The organism is Acidisphaera sp. L21 (genome assembly GCF_009765685.1).
Taxonomy (GTDB): domain Bacteria; phylum Pseudomonadota; class Alphaproteobacteria; order Acetobacterales; family Acetobacteraceae; genus LMUY01.
The window spans coordinates 92,850-111,404 of the sequence record NZ_LMUY01000133.1 but is presented as its reverse complement, the minus strand read 5'-3'; the positions used below and the strand labels follow the sequence as shown (position 1 = coordinate 111,404).

Genomic DNA, 18,555 nt, shown 5'->3' with positions numbered 1-18,555 from the left:
GCCAGAGATCGTCGATACTTCTCGCGATGCTCGGCTTGGCCGCCTTTTCATGAACCGTACCGTGCGGATATTTCCCGCCTTTGCCGAATTCCACGGCATGGAGGAGACGATCGAGAGAATCGTCGGCTTCTTCCGCCACGCCGCCCAAGGGCTGGAGGAGCGTAAGCAGGTCCTTTATCTGCTGGGGCCGGTCGGTGGCGGCAAGTCTTCCCTCGGCGAACGCCTGAAGGCGCTTATGGAGCAAGAGCCAATCTACGTGCTGAAGGCCGGCACTGAACTGAGCCCGGTGTTCGAAAGCCCGCTCGGATTGTTCGACCCCGAAACCATGGCCGACTCGCTACAGGAGCGGTACGGGATTCCCCGCCGGGTGCTGACCGGCATCGCCAGCCCGTGGGCGCTGAAGCGCCTCGATGAATGGGACGGTGATATCGAGCGGTTCCGGGTGGTGAAGATTTATCCCTCCCGTCGCAAGCAGATCGGTATCGCCAAGACCGAGCCCGGTGACGACAACAACCAGGACATTTCCGCCCTGGTCGGCAAGGTCGATATCCGCAAGTTGGAGATGTATAGCCAGAACGATCCAGACGCCTATGGCTTCTCCGGCGGGCTGAATCGCGCCAATCAGGGCATCCTCGAATTCGTCGAGATGTTCAAGGCGCCGATCAAGATGCTGCATCCGTTGCTGACGGCGACGCAGGAAGGTAATTACCTCGGCACCGAGAATATCGGCGCTATTCCATTCCAAGGTATCTTGCTCGCCCACTCCAACGAGGCGGAGTGGCAGAGCTTCCGTAATAACCGCACCAACGAAGCGTTCCTCGACCGTGTATCGGTCGTGAAAGTCCCGTATTGCCTGCGCGTCACCGAAGAAGGGCTGATCTACAAGAAGCTCATCAGCGGTTCGGCATTGGCAGAAGCTCCACTGGCACCCGGCACACTGGAAATGCTGGCGCGGTTCGCGGTGCTGTCACGGTTGAAGCCGCACGCAAACTCCCGCCCGTTTGCCAAGATGCGGGTGTATGACGGCGAGAACATCCGCGAGACCGATCCCAAGGTTCGCACGATGCAGGAATATCGTGACACCGCCGGGGTGGATGAGGGCATGGACGGTATCTCCACCCGCTTCGCCTACAAGGTGCTGTCGGCGACGTTCAACCACTCCGCCAACGAGATCGCGGCTGATCCGGTGCATCTGATGTATGTGCTGGAACAGGCGATCCGGCGCGAGCAATTCCCGGCTGATATGGAGGCGACCTACCTCGCCACCATCAAGTCCGAACTGGCCGCGCGCTATGCCGAGTTCATCGGCAACGAGATCCAGAAGGCGTATCTGGAGAGCTATGGCGATTACGGCCAGAACCTGTTCGACCGCTACCTGGACTACGCCGACGCCTGGATTGAAGACCTGGACTTCAAGGATCCTGACACCGGCCAGATGCTGAACCGGGAATTGCTGAACGCGGAACTCACCAAGATCGAGAAGCCGGCGGGCATCGCCAACCCGAAGGATTTCCGGAACGAGGTGGTAAAGTTCGCCCTGCGCAACCGGGCAGCCAATGGCGGCAAGAACCCGTCCTGGACGTCATACGAGAAGATCCGGGACGTCATCGAGAAGCGGATGTTCTCCCAGGTGGAGGATCTGCTGCCGGTCATCAGCTTTGGCTCGAAGAAGGACGGGGACACGGAGAAGAAACACAACGACTTCGTCGAACGCATGGTCTCGCGCGGCTATACCGAACGCCAGGTGCGCCGGTTGGTCGAGTGGTACATGCGGGTCAAGCAGTCGGCCTGAGGGCGCACGATTGGACATTATCGACCGCAGATCGAACCCCCATGGCAAGAACCTGGACAACCGCCAGCGTGTGCTGGCGCGTGCCCGGGGCGCCATCGCGCGGGCCGCCCGAAACGCGATAGACCAGGGCACGCTGCGGGAAACCGGGCAGGGCGAAACTGTCACCATACCGGCCGACGTCCTGCACGAGCCTTCTTTCCATACCGTGTTCACCGCCGGGCAACGCGACGTGGTGCTGTCCGGCAATAAGGAGTTTTCGAAGGGCGACCGGCTGAAGCGCCCACCCGGTGGTGGCGGTGGTGGCGGCGCTGGAAACGGCGCCGGCCAGGGCGAGGGGGAGGCACAGGACGGCTTCCGCTTCGTGCTGACCCGGGACGAGTTCCTAGACCTGTTTTTCGAGGATTTGGAATTGCCCGATTTGGTGAAAAACCAGGTCGTTGCGACCGACACGATGACGCCATCCCGCGCCGGCATCAGCGTCGACGGCACGCCGTCTCAGGTAGATATGTCGCGCACCATGCGGCAATCGATGGCCCGGCGCATCGGCCTGCGCCGGCCGAAGCCGCCCGAGGTGAAAGAGTTGGAGGAGGAAGTGGCGCGCCTCACCTCCACCGGTGAGGACGTCGAAAAGTTGCAGGCGCTGCGGGGGGAGTTGGAGCTGGCGCTGCGACGCCTGGCGCGCGTGCCCTGGGTCGATCCGATCGACATGCGGTATCGCCGCTTCACTCCGGTGCCGAAGCCCTCCGCCCGCGCGGTGATGTTCTGCCTGATGGACGTATCCGGTTCAATGTCGGAGAGCATGAAGGACCTGGCCAAGCGGTTCTTCCTGCTGCTGCACGTGTTTCTGGAGAGGCGCTACAAGCGTGTCGACCTCGTCTTCATTCGCCATACCGAAGTCGCGGAAGAGGTGGAAGAGGAGGTGTTCTTCACCGACCCGCGGACAGGCGGCACCATTGTGTCCACCGCACTCGCCGAATTGACCCGCATTCAACGGGAGCGCTATCCCGCCGGGTCATGGAATATCTACGCGGCGCAAGCGTCGGATGGCGATAACTCTGGCAGCGACACGCATCGTGCCGTGGCGATGCTGGAAAACGACATCCTGCCGATCGTCCAGCATTTCGCCTATATCGAGGTGTCGATCTCCGCCGCAATCATCCGTGGGGAGACCGATCTGTGGCGAGGGTACGCTCCATTGGCGGAGCGCGCGCCAAAATTAGCGATGCGGCGCGTGGCCGAGCGCAAGGATATTTTCCCCGTCTTCCGCGACCTGTTCGGCCGGAAAGTGGCCGCATGACACATGTAGGGGAAACCTAATGGACCGCCCCCTGCTCTATTCTGGGACGGATTGGGATTACGGCACGCTGCAACGCTCCTACGATGCCATCGAGCGGATTGCGACGGAAGAACTGGGCCTCGAACTCTACCCTAACCGGATCGAGGTCATTACGTCGGAACAGATGCTCGACGTCTACACCGCACACGGGATGCCGCTGACGTATCGGCATTGGTCGTATGGCAAACGGTTTCTGCAGCACGAAAACAGCTACCGCCAGGGTTATTCCAGCCTGGCGTATGAGGTCGTCATCAACTCCAACCCCTGCATCTCCTATTTGATGGAGGAAAACACCGCGACGATGCAGGCGCTGGTGATTGCGCATGCCGCGTTCGGCCACAATCATTTTTTCCGCAACAACCATCTGTTCCGGCAGTGGACGGAACCATCGGCGATCATCGACTATCTGGAGTTCGCCCGCACCTATGTGAGCGCCTGCGAAGATCGCTACGGCGTGGCGGCGGTGGAGCGTATTCTGGACGCCTCGCATGCCCTGTCGCGACATGGCGTTCACCGGCATGGTGGCACGCGCCCGTTAAATCTCAAAACCGAGGAAAAGCGCGAGCGCGAGCGCCGTGAGTATGATGAGAAGGTATTCGACGATCTGTGGCGTACCTTGCCGGATGCCAAGCCCATGCCGGGGAGCGACAAACTCGCCGATCGGCGGCGGCTGTTGGGACTGCCCGAGGAAAATCTGTTGTATTTCCTCGAAAAATCCTCGCCCCGGTTGCAGTCCTGGGAGCGGGAGATCATCCGGATCGTCCGGCTGATCGCGCAGTATTTCTATCCACAGCCCCAGGCCAAGGTGATGAACGAGGGCTGCGCTACCTGGGTGCACCAGCGCATCATGACCCGGCTGCATGAAACCGGGCAGATCGATGACGCGGCGTTCCTGGAGGTAATCCACTCCACTAGCAACGTCATCATGCAGCCGGGTTTCGAATACGGGCCGGGCTTCAACCCCTATGCGCTCGGCTATGCAATGATGACCGACATCGTGCGCGTCTGCGACCAGCCGACTGCGGAGGACAAGTCGTGGTTTCCCGATATCGCGGGCAATGGCGACGCGCTCGGAACGTTGCGGCATGGTTGGGCGAATTACCGGGACGAAAGCTTCATCCTGCAGTTCCTGTCGCCGAAGGTCATGCGCGATTTCCGCATGTTCCGCCTGATGGACGACACGTCCGAACCCACCTTGCTAGTGGACGCGATCCACGACGATGACGGCTACCGCGCCATTCGGCGCAGCCTGGCACGATCCTACGATCCAGGCCTGAACGATGCCGATATCCAGGTCGTGGACGTCGATCTGTCAGGAGATCGCCAGTTGCGGCTGGAGCATCGCACCCATCCGGGCCAATTGCTTGCCAAGAAGGACGCGGAAGCGACGTTGAAATACCTGGCCGTGCTCTGGGGCTACGAGATCCGCCTGCACGAGGTCGACACCGATACCGACGCAGTGCTGGCCACCCACACCTCCAAACCCGCGGGCTGACCCGGGGTCTGCGGCGACCGAAGACTGACGATCGATACCTGCTCCGAAGTGGCGCTCCGGGCCAGTAGCACGAGACCGCAAACCCTCGTCACGCCGAAGGTCACCGCATGGCAGCCGGGTCATCCGGCGCTTCGACAGCCATGCATTGGCCGAAGATCCGGCTTTCCGCCGCACCCCGGCGCTCGGTGATGGAGGCGGTGGCCGCCGTCGCCCGGTCGGTGCACAGGCGATAGGCGGCTTGGGGGTCTGCCTTCGGGGGCGCGGCGGCCACCACTGGCGGCTTCGTCACGCACCCGCTCAACAGCATGGCGGACAAAATCCAAACGACCTGGCAATGCCAGATGCGCGATTTTGCCCCCATTGATTGCAGGGCCTCAAGCCCCAGCCCGCCGCTCGACGGCGCGTGCTGCTCCAGCCCTTTGGGAGAACCTGGCGCTAAGTAATTGACTTCTTTCGGCATTGTACTGTGGTTTCTGTCATGCCTGGCCACCAGCCGTCAACACCTACCAGCATGAGCAGAATGGGTGTGCGGCTGGTCACGCCTGATGAGCCATTAACACTTCCAGTAAGCCACCGAAGCGACCTAGACTAAAGCCAGGCGTGCGGCGCTATGTGGAGCCGGATTGGGCGTCGTTGGCGCGGGAGATGAAGCGCCCTGGGTCAACCTGATGATCTTGTTGGAGAAATATCAGCAAGTTCACCCGGAAGGGTATGGTTACAGTCGATTTGCCCATACTTCCGAACTCAGCCGCAATCATGCGAAATGTCTACGCAGCAAACGCGAATCGGGCCTAGAGCACCTCAGATCAAATTGAGGGATTCTTGAGGCTGCTTATCGCTATTGATGACTGCGGAATTTTTCGGCGGCCGTCCCAAGAAAAGTTCATAGGCCATAGCGACATCATAATCCGTTACAGGTCCAATTGTATTATCGACCGAGAAGGAGAGTTTAATATCCGTCTTTTCTTCCGGCATTTTGCTGTCCTAACAAAAAAATGGTGTCATCTCACGTTGAATTTTTATGCCCCGTACCTCTTTGCCCGAGACCCATGATCCCTCTGGGCAGGTATTGGTATACCGCCCGGTCAATCACCAGGGTAATTAACACAACACTCGTGAAGTAGGTCAGCAACACATAGCGCAAGTAGAGGTGTGTTAGCCAATACGGCACTAGCGGCAGCACGCCGAACACCAGAACCGGCCCTGGTTGGCACCGCAAGGCCAAACTGCCGGCGCAGGCAGCCAGCTTCAGTGCCCCGAATATCGTGAGAAGTAAGACTACCACAGCAACGCCGAGCACGGGAAACCAGCCCACCATGGCGGCACTGGGGAAAAAACTGAGTTCGGCGCGAATGGCAGTCAGCTGAGCGAAGCGCTCTGGATCGGCTTCGATCCATCCGAGGGCGAGCCTTGTCATGCTTGCCATGTATGCCACTTCTCCGACGTCCTGCACCTGCTTGGCCGCGGCGGCAGAAAGACTGGGATGGATCGGCGCCGTCCAGCCAAGGGAGGAGGGCCCTAATGCACCGGGTTGGTTGCCTAATGCCAGCTCCAACCCGAAGTTCGACCGGGTGAGGATAAATTTGCCCAACGCAGCCTCATTTCGCACGCCCCATGGAAGAGCCATCGCCAGCACGATCAGTCCTGCCATGATCGCCCGGGTGAGTAGGCCGGGCCGATGCCGCCCGGTCCAGAGCATCATACCCAATCCCAGCAGCAGCGATGGTAGAATGGCGGCAGTGAGCAGGAAGCCCAGCCCTGCCAATACAGCCATTCCGTAAAGGCTCCATTTGCCAGCGCCGGATTTGTATCGAACCAGGGCGAGCCAGCCAGCGAGCAGGATCACGGCGGATATAGGCTGCTCCCAAACCCGGCAAATCGTCACCTCATAGAACACCAAGAATGACGTCATGAGGAGCAAGCCGACAGCCACCCAGTGGCCGCACCGGGTCAAGGCGAGATCAGATACGAGCTGCAACGTGATTGCCACACCGCTGGCGAAGATACTCGCAGTCACAAGACTCAGGATGATATTAGACATCGGAGTGTCCACGCCGAACGGTGCGTAGACCCCGGCCATGTATATGGCCTGCAATGGGGAGACGTGGGCGGACGGGCCAGTTGGCAGCAGGTATGGATCACCAATGTAACCACGGTGCAACAGCGCTTCCGCGGCACGAGAGGACTCACCTTCCGTCTGTCCGTACTGAACAAAATGAACTGCGATAGAACAGCCGACCAGGAATATGACCAAAGGCAGAAATTGCCTTACAATGGACCGCAATGCAGGTCGATCCTGCCTCCTATGAGGCAATGTTAAAAACCTGTTCATCTGCTTCAGCCCGCCGCACTTGGATCGGTCTTTGCCGACCATTGTTTCCCGTTCAGCACACGGCTGACGTGGTGGCCAGTTTGAATACCTGGTGTCTCGATCCAGCGGTAAGTGGCTTGGGCCAGTACGCCCGTGATCACCAGCACGGCGACAAACAGGGCGGTCGCGGCTGCGATGGCGTTTATACCAGTGGCGCCGAGCACCGAAGCGGGTAGGAGCCGCACTATCCCTTCCAGAAGTGCGAAATGCAGCAAATATGCACTAAAACTGCCCTGGCCTATACGAACGATGGCCCAGTTGACCAGCAGCGGCATCGGCCGAAGCGCGAATGCGAGTGTGATGCCACTGAAAGCAAGTGCCGCAACGAGATGAGACGGTACAAAGAGCCAGCCGGGGACCGGCAAGCGAGGCCACGCAATCAATCCAAGCGACAAGAAAGTAACCACACATGCCGCTAGGAGCAATCTCGCATATTGGGATACCTGGACACCCAGAAGCTGCCATTGGCCCCCTGGCGATAGTTTAATGATCACCTCATGCAACACCAATCCAGCAAGAAATACTGGCATCTCATTAGGCAACCAGTAGTAGAGGAACTGGTCAGTGGCTGTCGAGCCGTAATCCTGCACATAGGCTGCCCAACCTAGACCGTTGGCAACCCAGGCGAATGGCAGACTGACCAGCAGCGCGACGAGGGCTGGCCAGAAGCCGCGTATGGTGACCATTAGCATGGGGAACAAGGCGTAAAAGGCAACCTCCGCCTCGATACTCCATCCGCCGGGCACCCCAATCCAGGCATCGGGCATCGTTGGCATCTGCCCAGGACTCCATCCATTGGTGAACGTCAGAAAAGTGGCTAGGCGTGTAGCAGCGGGCAGGCCATTCCACGACAGCCACAAATAGAGGGCGGCCGCGAGATAGTAGGCAGGTGCGATGCGGAACAGTCTCCGGATCATAAAATCCCGCAAGCTTGGATAGCCTCGAAGTGCCTGCTGCTGCCGCCAAGACCGGGTCAGTGTAACGCAGCTCACCACAAAGAACAGCTGGACGCCAAAGAAGCCAAGATTGGTGAAACGCTTCATTGTCCAAGGTAGCTCAGGCAGAGTAGGGAAAGCATGACTGGCAATAACTAGAACAATGGCATATCCGCGTAGGGCATCAATGAAAGGAAGCTTCGGTTGGTCCATTGTCTCGATCCATCTCTGACGTGTAGCTATACCATGCCGAGTTACAGCTGATGGATACAAACGCAACGACGCCCGCAATTTTCGGCGGCACGGGCAAGCGGAAATTGAGATGGTCGCTAAAGACTGCATAGGTGCTAAGGGACACATTCCTAAAAAGGCCCTGGAGGTCTGATACCAACCCGCATGACGTTTGACTTACGAGGGGGGATTCCCGACGCGGGCCGATCTGTGATTCACCACGGCAAAGATGAGGTGTTTGCCATGGCTGCTCCGACCCCTCTGCGGGCTGATTTCACTGCCGAGACCCTGCGTCACCACGCCCGGCACAGCCGCGATGCTGGCCAAGCCCGGCGGCTGCTGGCGCTGGCGGTGGTCTACGACGGTGGCACGCGCAGCCAGGCGGCGCGCGTTGGCGGTGTCACGTTGCAAATCGTGCGGGACTGGGTGGTGCGATTCAACGCCGAAGGTCCGCCGGGCTTGGTTGCCCGGAAGACTGCCGGACCGATCCCCAAGCTCACCGATGCACAGCGCTGCGCCTTGGCCGGCAGGGTGGATGATGGACCGATCCCAGCCGTAGACGGTGTGGTCCGCTGGCGGCTGATAGACTTGGTGCAGTGGCTTTGGGAGGAGTTCCGTATGTCACTCAGCGAGGACACGGTCAGCCGCGAGTTGCGCAAGCTCGGGTATCGCAAGCTGTCCGCCCGGCCGCGCCACCATGCTCAGGCAGCCGGAGCGGTCGACGGTTTTAAAAAAGCTTTCCTGCCCGCCTGGCGGCGATCGCGCGCGAGCAGGGCATCGGCACCGATGCCGTAGAAGTCTGGTTCGCAGACGAGGCCAGGATCGGCGTTGTGGCTGGGCGGTAACACGATGCCGCTTGCGGATTTGCCTGATGAGGGCTGGCATAAGCCGGAGATTGCCCGCGGCAAGATCGGTGGCCCGGCGCGCTGGACAGACGGCCGCGGCTGCCTGCCGAAATACGCGCGCCAGATCCGCGTCCAACTGATCCCAGAATTGCGTGCGTAGATTCCTAACGCGACTTGTTCAGCCCAGGCGGCACGAAAGGCTGATACCCCTGCGGGGCTCTTCGCCTGAGAAACCTGAGGGAACACGGTGCGTGGTGCATAATATAGCGGATGGGGCCGCGCGGCAACTCGGCTCGCGTCATAATTGCACCGCCGGCTATCAGCCGCGCGCCGGCGCGCAATCGTTTCGACAATTAGCATTTTGGCCACAAAAAAATTGATGGCTACAAGCCGTCTTGGCTGACATATTTTTACTTAACTTGGCTTTAAGAATTCTATTCTAGAGACAATAAAGGCGATGCCGCTATGAAGATCGGGCTGAGTAGCCAGTAATTTACTAAGGAATGCACGATGGCGACGACGATTACTGGTGGCGCGTACGGCGGCAGTGTCTTGACCGGGTCGGACGGTGCTGAGGTCCTCCGCGGCTTCAATTACTTCAATACGTTCAACACTGGCGGCGGCGATGACACGGTCATCGGCGGCCTGGGCAGCGCGACGGTGTTCGCCGGAACCTCTGGTAATCTGCGGATTACGCTGGGCGGCTACAACAACCAGGTTGTTGGCGGTTCCGGCAATAGTTCCGTAAGTGGCTCGCTCGGGTTCACCACCGTGCAGTTGGGCGACGGCAGCGACACTGTCAGCACGGGTGGCTACGGCAACCTTGTAGAGCTTGGAAACGGTACGCAGTTCGTCGATGCCGGGGCCGGCAGCGATACGGTAATCGTCGGGGACGGCGGTTCCTCCATCCGTGCCGGCGGCTACGCCAACTTCATCAGCGGCGGCGACGGTAACCACACGGTGGACGGTGCGCTGGGTAACACCACCGTGAACCTTGGCAACGGTACCGACTCGATCAACCTAGCCGGCTACAACAACAGCATCGTTGTTGGTAATTCATCCGGTACCGAGATGATCTTTGCTGGCGACGGCAACGATACTGTCACGATGGGCAACGGCGACGCGTCCATCACTGCACTGGGCTATAACGACGCTATCACGGCAGCCAACGGCCAACATACCGTGACTGGTCCAGAAGGTCTGGCCCAAATCAAGCTGGGCAATGGTTCAAGCAGTGTGTCGGCGGGCGGCTATTCCAACCTCGTTGTCGTCGGCGACGGTAACAGCACGATCACCGCCGGGTTGGGACAATCGACTGTGCAGGTCGGGAATGGCGACAACCAGGTCAACGTGGATGGCTACCTCAATTCGGTGTTGCTGGGCCGGGGTGTCAGCAGCGGCAATGACACCGTCTCACTCGGTAGCGGCAGCGATGACACCATCTCCATCAGCCACATGGAACTGACGGTGGCCGGCGGCAGCAATTCATTCGTCGTGCTAGCGCCTGGCGGAGGCATCTCGCAGGTGACAGATAACTCGAATGCGCTGACCGTGCAGATTGGGCCGTCGTCCAGTTCTCTCATCTTCAACCACGGTGCGGACTCGAATTTCGTGATCGACCTGCAAGGCGGTGTCGGTGGCTTCACGAGCACTGCCGACTTGGCCGCGCCTGGCGTGCTGGCGGATAACGGCGCCGGCGGCACCACGTTGACGCTTCATGACGGAACGACCGTGCAATTCAGTAACCTGACCCCGGCCGCTCTGGGCACGTCGCACTTTCGCATCGGTTGATGTCGCACGCCGGCCTGGTGCATAGCCAGCCCGGCGCCCGACCCCGTACACGGGCACATTCAGCGACCCGCCTGGACGGTTAGATCACCGACACACGGTATGGGTCAGCAACACCAACCAGTGAAGCTGAATTCCAGATGGCCTGTGACTCAGAAGAAAAAATGGCGCGCCCGGAAAGACTCGAACTTCCAACCCCCAGATTCGTAGTCTGGTGCTCTATCCAATTGAGCTACGGGCGCAACCTTGACCGCGGTATGAGACCGCAGCCGTGGCCGCAGTCTAGGACCGCAACCGAGGCGGCGGTGTAGGACAACCTGCCGAGGCAGGCAACCCCCTATGCGGCGAGTTTTTCAAGTTCGCGCAGGATGCTCTCGCCCATGACCGATGTACCAACCTGGGCGGCACCCGGTGCCATCACGTCCGCGGTGCGCAGACCGCTTGCCAGCACGTTGGTGGCGGCGCGCTCGATCATCGCGGCGTCCTCCTCCATGGCGAAGGAATGGCGCAGCAGCATTGCGAAGCTCAGCAACTGCCCCAGCGGGTTGGCGATGCCGCGGCCGGCGATGTCGGGGGCGCTGCCGTGGATGGGCTCGTACAGGGCATAGCGGCGGCCTGTGGTGGGGTCCGTGTCGCCCAGGGTGGCAGAGGGCAGCATGCCCAGGCTGCCCGTCAGCATCGATGCCAGGTCGCTCAGCAGGTCGCCGAACAGATTGGAGGTGACGATGACGTCGAATTGGCGCGGGTTGCGCACCAGCTGCATGGCGCAGTTGTCGGCGTACATATGGCTGAGCGTTACGTCTGGGAACTCGCGGGCGGCAAGCGCGGTCACCACCTGGCGCCACAGAAGGCCACTTTCCATCACGTTGGCCTTTTCCACGCTTGTCACGCGGTTCTGCCGCTTGCGGGCGAGTTCGAACGCAACGCGGGCCACACGCTCGATCTCATGCGTGGTGTAGGTTTCGGTGTTGAAGCCGCGCTGTTGGCCGTCGGGCAGGGTTTCCACGCCACGGGGCTCGCCGAAATAGATGCCGCCGGTGCTCTCCCGCACGATCATCAGGTCCAGGCCGCGCACGACGTCCGGCTTGAGGGTGGATGCGTCCAGTAGCGGATCGAGCACGATGGCCGGGCGCAAATTGGCGTATAGGCCCAACTCGCGCCGCAGCGTGAGGATGGCGATTTCGGGGCGGTTGTCGAAGCCCAGCGTGTCCCATTTCGGCCCACCGACGGAGCCGAACAGCACCGCATCAGCCTCCTTTGCACGCGCCACAGTTGCGGCGGAGATGGCGCTGCCGTGCGCGTCGATGGCGGCGCCGCCCACTAGATCTTCCGCGAGTTCGAAGCTGGCGCGACGGCGGCGCGCCATCCAGTCGATGACCCGGCGCACCTCGTGCATCACCTCCGGGCCGACACCATCACCAGGCAGCAGCAGCAATTTTTTATTCGCGGGCATGGACTCGATTCTCCATGGAGGGGCATTGCGGGGTGAGGCGTTCCTCACCCCGGCCCGGTGGTGGCCGATAGGGAACTGGGCGCTAGACCGTGACGCCGGGCAGCCAGCCAGGCTGCTTGGCCTCGTAGGTGTCGATCGCCGCGGTGCGCTGCATGGTTTGGGCGATGTCGTCCAATCCATTGAGCAGCAGGTGCTTGCGGAAGGCGTCGATCTCGAACGGGATTTCCTCACCGGAGGGGCGGACGACGACCTGCCGGGCAAGGTCCACTGTCAGCCGGGCGTTGCCGCCCAGCTTGGCGTCTTCCATCAGTTGGTCGCACACGGCGCGCGGCAGGCGGATCGGCAGGATGCCGTTCTTGAAGCAGTTGCCGTGGAAGATGTCGGCGAAATCCGGCGCGATCACGCAGCGGATGCCGAAATCCAGTAATGCCCAAGGCGCGTGTTCGCGCGACGAGCCGCAGCCAAAATTCTCATGCGCGATGAGGATCTCGGAATGGCGATAGGCTGGCTGGTTCAACACGAAATCCGGCCGCTCGGCGCCGGTCGAGTCGTAGCGCAGCGTGTCGAATACGTGGACGCCCAATCCGGTGCGCTTGATGGTTTTCAGAAACCGCGCCGGAATGATCTTATCGGTATCGACATTGGCCAGCGGCAGTGGCGCTGCTACGCCGGTGAGGGTGGTGAAGGCCTGCATCACGCGATCTCCCTAACATCGGACAAACGGCCGGTCACGGCGGCTGCGGCAGCCATGGCTGGGGATAGCAAGTGGGTGCGTCCCCCTGGGCCCTGCCGGCCCTCGAAATTGCGGTTGGACGTGCTGGCGCAGCGCTGGCCTTGCGTCAGCTTGTCCGGGTTCATGCCTAGGCACATGGAACACCCAGCCTCCCGCCACTCGAACCCGGCGTCCAGGAACACCTTGTCCAAGCCCTCGGTTTCGGCCTGCTGTTTTACCAGGCCACTGCCGGGGACTACCATGGCGCGCACGCCGGGTGCGACGTGCCGGTCGCGGGCTATGGCGGCGGCGGCACGCAAATCCTCGATCCGCCCGTTGGTGCAACTGCCGATGAACACGACGTCGATCGGCACCTCAGACAATTTCTGCCCGACGGTGAGGCCCATATAGTCCAGCATGCGGCGCACCTGATCGGCCTTCGCCGGGTCGGCGTAGCTGTCGGGGTCGGGGACGGAAGCGGTGATGGGCAGCACGGCCTCGGGGTTGGTGCCCCAGCTTACCATCGGCGCGATATCGGCGGCATCCAGTGCCACGATCTTGTCGTAGGTTGCGCCTTCGTCGGAGGGAAGGGTGCGCCAGCAGGCGATTGCTTGTTCCAGCGCGTCGCCCTTCGGGGCTTGCGGCCGGGTGCGGACGTAGTCGAACGTCGTCTCGTCCGGTGCGATCATGCCGGCGCGGGCACCTGCCTCGATGCTCATGTTGCAAACGGTCATGCGGCCAGCCATGTCCAGCCCGCGAATGGCGCTGCCCGCGTATTCGATGACGTGGCCGGTACCACCGGCGGTGCCGATCGTGCCGATGATCGCCAGCACCACGTCCTTGGCGGTAACGCCGGCGCCCAGCGTGCCCTCAACCGACACCAGCATGTTCTTCGCCGGCTTCTGCAGCAGGGTCTGGGTGGCCAGCACGTGCTCCACCTCCGACGTGCCGATGCCGAATGCCAGCGCGCCCAATGCACCATGGGTCGATGTATGGCTGTCGCCGCAAACGATCGTGGTGCCCGGCAGGCTGATGCCCAGTTCCGGTCCGATGATGTGGACGATGCCCTGCCGCGCATCCAGCAACGGAATATAGGGCACGCCGAATGCCGCGACGTTGCTTTCAAGCGTCTCGACCTGGATGCGGCTTTCTTCCTCGGCAATGCCAAGGCGGCGGTCGCTGGTCGGGACGTTGTGGTCGACCACGGCGATGGTCGCATCGGGCCGGCGCACCGGGCGGCCGGCTAGGCGAAGCCCCTCGAATGCCTGCGGGCTTGTCACCTCATGAACGAGGTGGCGGTCGATGTAGAGCACACATGTACCGTCCTCCATTCGGTCAACGACGTGGGCGTCCCAGACTTTATCGAACAGCGTGCGCGGCATTCTTCGTTCTCCCGTGAAGCCAGGGGCATAGCCCCTGGACCCCACGGGAGGACGCGTGTCCTCTTACATTCAGGGGGTCCAGGGCTTGCCGCCCTGGCCTAGACTTACTCGGCGGCGGCAGTCTCGGTGGTACGCGTGTCACGGGCCTTCTCGGCAATGCGAGCAGACTTACCGCGACGGCCACGAAGGTAGTAGAGCTTGGCCCGGCGGACATCGCCACGGCGCACCACGTCGATGGCAGCAATGGTCGGCGCGTAGAGCGGGAACACGCGTTCCACGCCTTCGCCGTAGCTGATCTTGCGGACGGTGAAGTTGCTGTTGAGGCCCTTGTTGGAGCGGGCGATGCACACGCCTTCGAAGGCCTGGACGCGGGAGCGCTCGCCTTCCTTAATGTTCACGGACACGCGAACGGTGTCACCGGGGACGAATTCCGGCACGGCGCGGGCCGCCGTCAGGCGGACGATCTCGTCGGCCTCATATTGCTGAATCAAGTTCATGGTCTTGTCCTTCTCGAGATCAGTTACGGTGCCGAAGCGCCGGATGCAACGGGGTGCGCCAGCAGGTCCGGCCTGCGGGCACGCGTGGTCTCCTCCGCCCGGGCGCGGCGCCAGCGTGCGATGGCGGCATGGTCGCCGCTCAGCAACACGTCGGGCACGGCGCGCCCCTGCCATTCGGCCGGGCGGGTGTAGTGGGGGTATTCCAGTAGGCCGGTGCTGAAGCTTTCCTCGATGGCGCTTTCGGCAGCGCCCATCACGCCGGGCAGCAGGCGCACGCAGCTATCCAGCACAACCATGGCCGCCAGCTCGCCGCCGGAGAGAACGTAGTCGCCGACGCTGATTTCTTCGGCCTCATGTGCCTCGATCACGCGCTGGTCGATTCCCTCGTATCGGCCGCATAGCAGGATGATGCCCGGTCCCGTCGCGAACCGGGTTGCGTCGCCCTGGCGGAACGGCCGCCCGCGCGGGGTGAGGAACACGAGGGGACGATCATCGGCCACGGCGGCAATGGCGGCATCCACCACATCCGGCCGCATCACCATGCCGGCGCCCCCGCCGAACGGGGTGTCGTCCACGCTGCGGTGGCGGCCCAACCCGGCGGTGCGGATGTCGTGCGTATCCAGCGACCAGATCCCGGTCGTCAGTGCCCGACCCGCCAGTGACCCGGCGAGAGGGCCCGGAAACATGTCCGGGAACAGCGTCAGCGTGGTGGCGCGCCAAGTCATGCCGGGTGCTGATCCGGCCCGGCGGCTGTGGTTGGGGCGTCGGTGGCAACCACCACCTCCTCCGGCAACACGGCGATTACGCGACCGGCGGTGATATCCACACTCGGCACGCAAGCACGGGTGAAGGGCAGCAGGATCGGCTGGCCTTCGCCCGCAATCTCCAAGCTGGCGCCGGCGCCGTAGTCGTGCACCGCCGTTACCCGGCCCAGCGTCGCGCCTTCGGCCGACATGACCGCAAGCCCTACCAGATCGGCGAGGTAGTACTCGTCGTCCTCGGTTTTGGGTAGGCGGCTGCGTTCGACCGACAGGCGGGTGTTCACCAGCTTTTCGGCCGCATTGCGGTCGGGCAGGGGGCGGCCCTGCTCGTCCCGCATTTCGGCCACGCCGTCGCCGCGCCAGACCAGGGTCCAGCGGCGGCCGCTATCGTCCAACAGCGCACCGTAGGTGGGCAGATCGGCCGGCTCTGCGGTGTAGCTGTGCACGTGCACCAGCCCCCGCACGCCGTGCGGCCGACCTACCACGCCCATCAGGATACGCTCGTCTGGCATCAGGCGCCGGCGGCTTCCTTGGCCCGCTCCTGCGCCTTCTTCTTCGGCGCGGACTGCACGGGCTGCTCACGATAGGCGGGCATCGGCGCAAGGCCGGCGCGGCCCAGGAAGCGGGCAACGCGGTCGGTCGGCAGCGCGCCCTCGCTCAGCCAATGGGTGATGCGCTCGTCCTGCAGGCGAATCCGCTCGGCATGGTCGGCCGGCAGCATCGGGTTGTAGCTGCCCAGCTTCTCGATGAAGCGGCCGTCGCGGGGGGAACGGCTGTCGGCCACCACGATGTGGTAGTAGGGCCGCTTCTTGGCGCCCGCGCGGGCAAGGCGAATCTTAAGTCCCATCGTATTTTCCTAATCAGTCTCAGTTCGGTGTCGGCAAAGTCTCAGTAGGGGCGGCGCTGCTGCATGCTCTTGGGCATGATCGCGCCTAGGCCGTGACGCATCAGCCCCTTTTGCCCCAGCTTGCGCATCTTCTTCATCATGGTGGACATGTCGTCGAACTGCTTCAGCAGCTTGTTCACGTCCTGCACGGTCGTCCCGGACCCGGCGGCAATCCGCTTCTTACGGCTCGCCTTGATGATGTCCGGGTCGCGTCGCTCCTTCATGGTCATGGAGGAGATCATCGCGCCCTGCTTGGCCAAAATCGTCTTGTCGACGTTGGCGTTCTCCAGCGCTTCCTTCGCCGCGCCCATGCCGGGCAGCATACCAACGATGGAGGAGATCGACCCCATCTTGGTGATCTGCTTCAGCTGCTTGGCGTAGTCGTCCAGGTCGAACTTGCCGGCCAGCATCTTGGCCGCCAGCTTCTCGGCCTCCGCCTCGTCGACGTGTTCGGCGGCTTTTTCCACCAGGCCGACGATGTCGCCCATGCCAAGGATGCGGCCGGCGACACGTTCGGGGTGAAATTCCTCCAGCGCGTCGATCTTCTCGCCCGACCCCGTCAGCTTGATCGGGGCGCCGGTAATGGCGCGCATGGACAGGGCGGCGCCACCGCGAGCGTCGCCGTCCATCCGGGTCATGACGATGCCGGTGATACCCAGCGCGTCGTTGAACGCCTTGGCGGTGTTCACCGCGTCCTGGCCGGTCATCGCGTCGACCACCAGAAGGGTTTCCGCGGGGTTGGTTTCGCCGCGAATGGCGCGGACCTCGTCCATCAGCGCCATGTCGATCGACAGGCGGCCGGCGGTGTCCAGGATCACGACGTCGTAGACTTCGCGACGCCCGGTTTCCATGGCGCGGCGGGCGATCTCGATCGGGGTCTGCCCGGCGATGATCGGCAGGCTGGCGACGCCCGCGCGCTCGGCCAATTGCTGCAGCTGCAACTGGGCGGCGGGGCGCTGCGTGTCCAGCGAGGCGAGCAGCACCTTCTTCTTCTCACGCTGCAGCAAGCGCAGCGCGATTTTGCCGGAGGTGGTGGTTTTGCCGGAGCCTTGCAGGCCGACCATCAGGATCGGCACCGGGGCGACGGCGGACAGGTTCAGCGGGACAGCCCCGGCGCCACCCAGCGCCTCGACCATCACGTCGTTGACGATCTTGATGACCTGCTGGCCAGGGGCGACGCTGTCCAGCACCTCCACCTGGGTGGCGGCATCGCGGACCTTGCTGATGAAATCTTTGACGACGGGGAGGGCGACGTCCGCCTCCAGCAGCGCAAGGCGAACCTCACGCAGCGCCTCGGCGATGTCGAGTTCGGACAAGCGGCCGCGCTTGCGCAACCCCTCGAACACCCCGTTCAACTTGCTCGACAGTGTGTCGAACATATCGCACGCTCCACAACGACCAGCGCGCCGCTGCGCGACTATCGCGGAGCGGCGGTGCCCCCTTGGGGGCGGGATGCCCATGCATCCGGGTCCGGGGTATGACCGCGACCAGGCGCCGCGTCAAGATTGCACCGCGGGCGGCGCGCCTGTATCGCCCCAACCGACGATCACGGGGGTAAGTGAACCATGCGACGATTTCTGCTCCTGGCGGTGCTGGCGGCCAGTTTGCTGCCGCTCGCGGGGCCGGCCCGGGCACAGGTGACTACGGACCAGCTGAACAAATTGTCGCTGGAGGCACTGACCGCGCGCCCGGCTGGCGGCGGCGGCGGTGGCGGGTATGCGCCGCGACGGTCGTATCGCCCGGCCTATCGGCGAAGCTACCGGGCCGCGTCCCGCTACTATGCCCCGCGCCACTATGCTTCGCGCTACTCCGCGCAGGGGCGGCGTCACTATGCCGACGCACCGCGTTATCGGGGGCGCGCCGTCGTGCGACATCAGCGCGGCCCGGCGATCCGCAGTGATCGCGCGCTACGCCCGACGTATCACCGGCCGACCTATAACCGGCCGACCTATAACAGGCCCGCCTACCATGCACCCGCCTACCACACACCGGCTCGCCACGCGCCGGCCTACCGCCATCCCACCTATCATCGCCCGGCTTACCACCCACCCCGCCGTCATCGTTGATCGGC

19 protein-coding genes and 1 tRNA gene are annotated in these 18,555 nt (G+C 62.6%); 7 read left to right on the top strand and 13 right to left on the bottom strand.

Annotation, left to right across the window (positions count from 1 at the left end; genetic code table 11):
- From GSQ76_RS25060 to GSQ76_RS25050, 3 genes are all read left to right on the top strand, one after another.
- Positions 1–1,792, top strand: a 1,792-nt coding sequence (locus GSQ76_RS25060; protein ID WP_254070621.1) for a PrkA family serine protein kinase, incomplete at its 5' end; no start/stop codon positions are given.
- Positions 1,793–1,802: 10 nt separating this feature from the next.
- A complete protein-coding gene (locus tag GSQ76_RS25055; RefSeq protein ID WP_158746824.1) occupies positions 1,803–3,089 on the top strand; it encodes a YeaH/YhbH family protein in 1,287 nt (428 codons plus the stop codon).
- A 19-nt stretch (positions 3,090–3,108) separates the two neighbouring features.
- Positions 3,109–4,623, top strand: a complete 1,515-nt coding sequence (locus GSQ76_RS25050; protein ID WP_158746823.1) for a SpoVR family protein — start codon at positions 3,109–3,111, stop codon at positions 4,621–4,623.
- 100 nt (positions 4,624–4,723) lie between these two features.
- Here GSQ76_RS25050 and GSQ76_RS25045 read toward each other — a convergent pair whose 3' ends face one another.
- The 4 genes from GSQ76_RS25045 to GSQ76_RS25030 all read right to left on the bottom strand — a co-directional run bounded on the left by GSQ76_RS25045 (position 4,724) and on the right by GSQ76_RS25030 (position 8,142).
- Positions 4,724–4,912, bottom strand: coding sequence for a hypothetical protein (locus GSQ76_RS25045; RefSeq protein ID WP_158746822.1), 189 nt, complete (start codon positions 4,910–4,912; stop codon positions 4,724–4,726).
- Positions 4,913–5,424: 512 nt separating this feature from the next.
- Positions 5,425–5,598 carry a hypothetical protein gene (locus tag GSQ76_RS25040; protein ID WP_158746821.1) on the bottom strand — a complete coding sequence of 58 codons (174 nt, stop codon included), beginning with the start codon at positions 5,596–5,598 and terminating at the stop codon, positions 5,425–5,427.
- 31 nt (positions 5,599–5,629) lie between these two features.
- On the bottom strand, positions 5,630–6,907 hold the full coding sequence (locus tag GSQ76_RS25035) for a hypothetical protein (protein ID WP_158746820.1): 1,278 nt from the start codon (positions 6,905–6,907) through the stop codon (positions 5,630–5,632).
- Between the two features lie 53 nt (positions 6,908–6,960).
- Positions 6,961–8,142: an acyltransferase gene (locus tag GSQ76_RS25030; RefSeq protein WP_158746819.1), complete on the bottom strand. Its 1,182-nt coding sequence runs from the start codon at positions 8,140–8,142 to the stop codon at positions 6,961–6,963.
- A gap of 183 nt (positions 8,143–8,325) precedes the next feature.
- Between GSQ76_RS25030 and GSQ76_RS25025 the strand changes: the two genes are divergently transcribed.
- The 3 genes from GSQ76_RS25025 to GSQ76_RS25015 all read left to right on the top strand — a co-directional run bounded on the left by GSQ76_RS25025 (position 8,326) and on the right by GSQ76_RS25015 (position 10,796).
- On the top strand, positions 8,326–8,955 hold the full coding sequence (locus GSQ76_RS25025) for a winged helix-turn-helix domain-containing protein (protein WP_158746818.1): 630 nt from the start codon (positions 8,326–8,328) through the stop codon (positions 8,953–8,955).
- A gap of 33 nt (positions 8,956–8,988) precedes the next feature.
- Positions 8,989–9,165 (top strand): hypothetical protein, encoded by a 177-nt coding sequence (locus GSQ76_RS25020; protein WP_158746817.1) that lies wholly within the window; start codon positions 8,989–8,991, stop codon positions 9,163–9,165.
- 350 nt (positions 9,166–9,515) lie between these two features.
- Positions 9,516–10,796 (top strand): calcium-binding protein, encoded by a 1,281-nt coding sequence (locus GSQ76_RS25015; protein WP_158746816.1) that lies wholly within the window; start codon positions 9,516–9,518, stop codon positions 10,794–10,796.
- Between the two features lie 162 nt (positions 10,797–10,958).
- Here the strand turns inward: GSQ76_RS25015 and GSQ76_RS25010 are convergent.
- The 9 genes from GSQ76_RS25010 to ffh all read right to left on the bottom strand — a co-directional run bounded on the left by GSQ76_RS25010 (position 10,959) and on the right by ffh (position 17,863).
- Positions 10,959–11,035 (bottom strand) — tRNA-Arg (locus GSQ76_RS25010).
- A gap of 95 nt (positions 11,036–11,130) precedes the next feature.
- Complete coding sequence (gene leuB / locus GSQ76_RS25005; RefSeq protein ID WP_158746815.1) at positions 11,131–12,246, bottom strand: 3-isopropylmalate dehydrogenase; 1,116 nt, start codon at positions 12,244–12,246, stop codon at positions 11,131–11,133.
- A gap of 82 nt (positions 12,247–12,328) precedes the next feature.
- Entirely contained in the window at positions 12,329–12,940 is a 612-nt protein-coding gene (gene leuD, locus GSQ76_RS25000) for a 3-isopropylmalate dehydratase small subunit (RefSeq protein WP_158746845.1), read from the bottom strand.
- A complete protein-coding gene (leuC, locus tag GSQ76_RS24995) occupies positions 12,940–14,340 on the bottom strand; it encodes a 3-isopropylmalate dehydratase large subunit (RefSeq protein ID WP_158746814.1) in 1,401 nt (466 codons plus the stop codon). The genes leuD and leuC overlap by 1 nt, the downstream gene beginning before the upstream one ends.
- Before the next feature lie 104 nt (positions 14,341–14,444).
- Positions 14,445–14,837, bottom strand: coding sequence for a 50S ribosomal protein L19 (gene rplS, locus GSQ76_RS24990; RefSeq protein ID WP_158746813.1), 393 nt, complete (start codon positions 14,835–14,837; stop codon positions 14,445–14,447).
- Between the two features lie 23 nt (positions 14,838–14,860).
- Positions 14,861–15,562, bottom strand: a complete 702-nt coding sequence (trmD, locus tag GSQ76_RS24985) for a tRNA (guanosine(37)-N1)-methyltransferase TrmD (RefSeq protein ID WP_158746812.1) — start codon at positions 15,560–15,562, stop codon at positions 14,861–14,863.
- Positions 15,559–16,110, bottom strand: coding sequence for a ribosome maturation factor RimM (rimM, locus tag GSQ76_RS24980; RefSeq protein ID WP_158746811.1), 552 nt, complete (start codon positions 16,108–16,110; stop codon positions 15,559–15,561). Before rimM ends, trmD begins: the two co-directional genes overlap by 4 nt.
- Positions 16,110–16,445, bottom strand: a complete 336-nt coding sequence (gene rpsP / locus GSQ76_RS24975) for a 30S ribosomal protein S16 (RefSeq protein WP_158746810.1) — start codon at positions 16,443–16,445, stop codon at positions 16,110–16,112. Before rpsP ends, rimM begins: the two co-directional genes overlap by 1 nt.
- A 41-nt stretch (positions 16,446–16,486) precedes the next feature.
- Positions 16,487–17,863 (bottom strand): signal recognition particle protein, encoded by a 1,377-nt coding sequence (gene ffh / locus GSQ76_RS24970; protein WP_158746809.1) that lies wholly within the window; start codon positions 17,861–17,863, stop codon positions 16,487–16,489.
- A 186-nt stretch (positions 17,864–18,049) separates the two neighbouring features.
- On the opposite strand from ffh, the gene GSQ76_RS24965 reads away from it, so the two are divergent.
- Positions 18,050–18,550: a hypothetical protein gene (locus GSQ76_RS24965; RefSeq protein ID WP_158746808.1), complete on the top strand. Its 501-nt coding sequence runs from the start codon at positions 18,050–18,052 to the stop codon at positions 18,548–18,550.
- The last annotated feature ends 5 nt before the right edge of the window (positions 18,551–18,555 follow it).

Bases quoted from the DNA above. Each gene is read 5' to 3' on its own strand.
- trmD (WP_158746812.1), bottom strand. From the start codon at position 15,562: ATGACTTGGCGCGCCACCACGCTGACGCTGTTCCCGGACATGTTTCCG.
- rimM (WP_158746811.1), bottom strand. From the start codon at position 16,110: ATGCCAGACGAGCGTATCCTGATGGGCGTGGTAGGTCGGCCGCACGGC.
- GSQ76_RS25030 (WP_158746819.1), bottom strand. From the start codon at position 8,142: ATGGACCAACCGAAGCTTCCTTTCATTGATGCCCTACGCGGATATGCC.
- GSQ76_RS25050 (WP_158746823.1), top strand. From the start codon at position 3,109: ATGGACCGCCCCCTGCTCTATTCTGGGACGGATTGGGATTACGGCACG.
- leuC (WP_158746814.1), bottom strand. From the start codon at position 14,340: ATGCCGCGCACGCTGTTCGATAAAGTCTGGGACGCCCACGTCGTTGAC.
- GSQ76_RS24965 (WP_158746808.1), top strand. From the start codon at position 18,050: ATGCGACGATTTCTGCTCCTGGCGGTGCTGGCGGCCAGTTTGCTGCCG.
- leuD (WP_158746845.1), bottom strand. From the start codon at position 12,940: ATGCAGGCCTTCACCACCCTCACCGGCGTAGCAGCGCCACTGCCGCTG.
- leuB (WP_158746815.1), bottom strand. From the start codon at position 12,246: ATGCCCGCGAATAAAAAATTGCTGCTGCTGCCTGGTGATGGTGTCGGC.
- GSQ76_RS25040 (WP_158746821.1), bottom strand. From the start codon at position 5,598: ATGCCGGAAGAAAAGACGGATATTAAACTCTCCTTCTCGGTCGATAAT.
- GSQ76_RS25025 (WP_158746818.1), top strand. From the start codon at position 8,326: ATGACGTTTGACTTACGAGGGGGGATTCCCGACGCGGGCCGATCTGTG.
- GSQ76_RS25015 (WP_158746816.1), top strand. From the start codon at position 9,516: ATGGCGACGACGATTACTGGTGGCGCGTACGGCGGCAGTGTCTTGACC.
- rpsP (WP_158746810.1), bottom strand. From the start codon at position 16,445: ATGGGACTTAAGATTCGCCTTGCCCGCGCGGGCGCCAAGAAGCGGCCC.
- rplS (WP_158746813.1), bottom strand. From the start codon at position 14,837: ATGAACTTGATTCAGCAATATGAGGCCGACGAGATCGTCCGCCTGACG.
- ffh (WP_158746809.1), bottom strand. From the start codon at position 17,863: ATGTTCGACACACTGTCGAGCAAGTTGAACGGGGTGTTCGAGGGGTTG.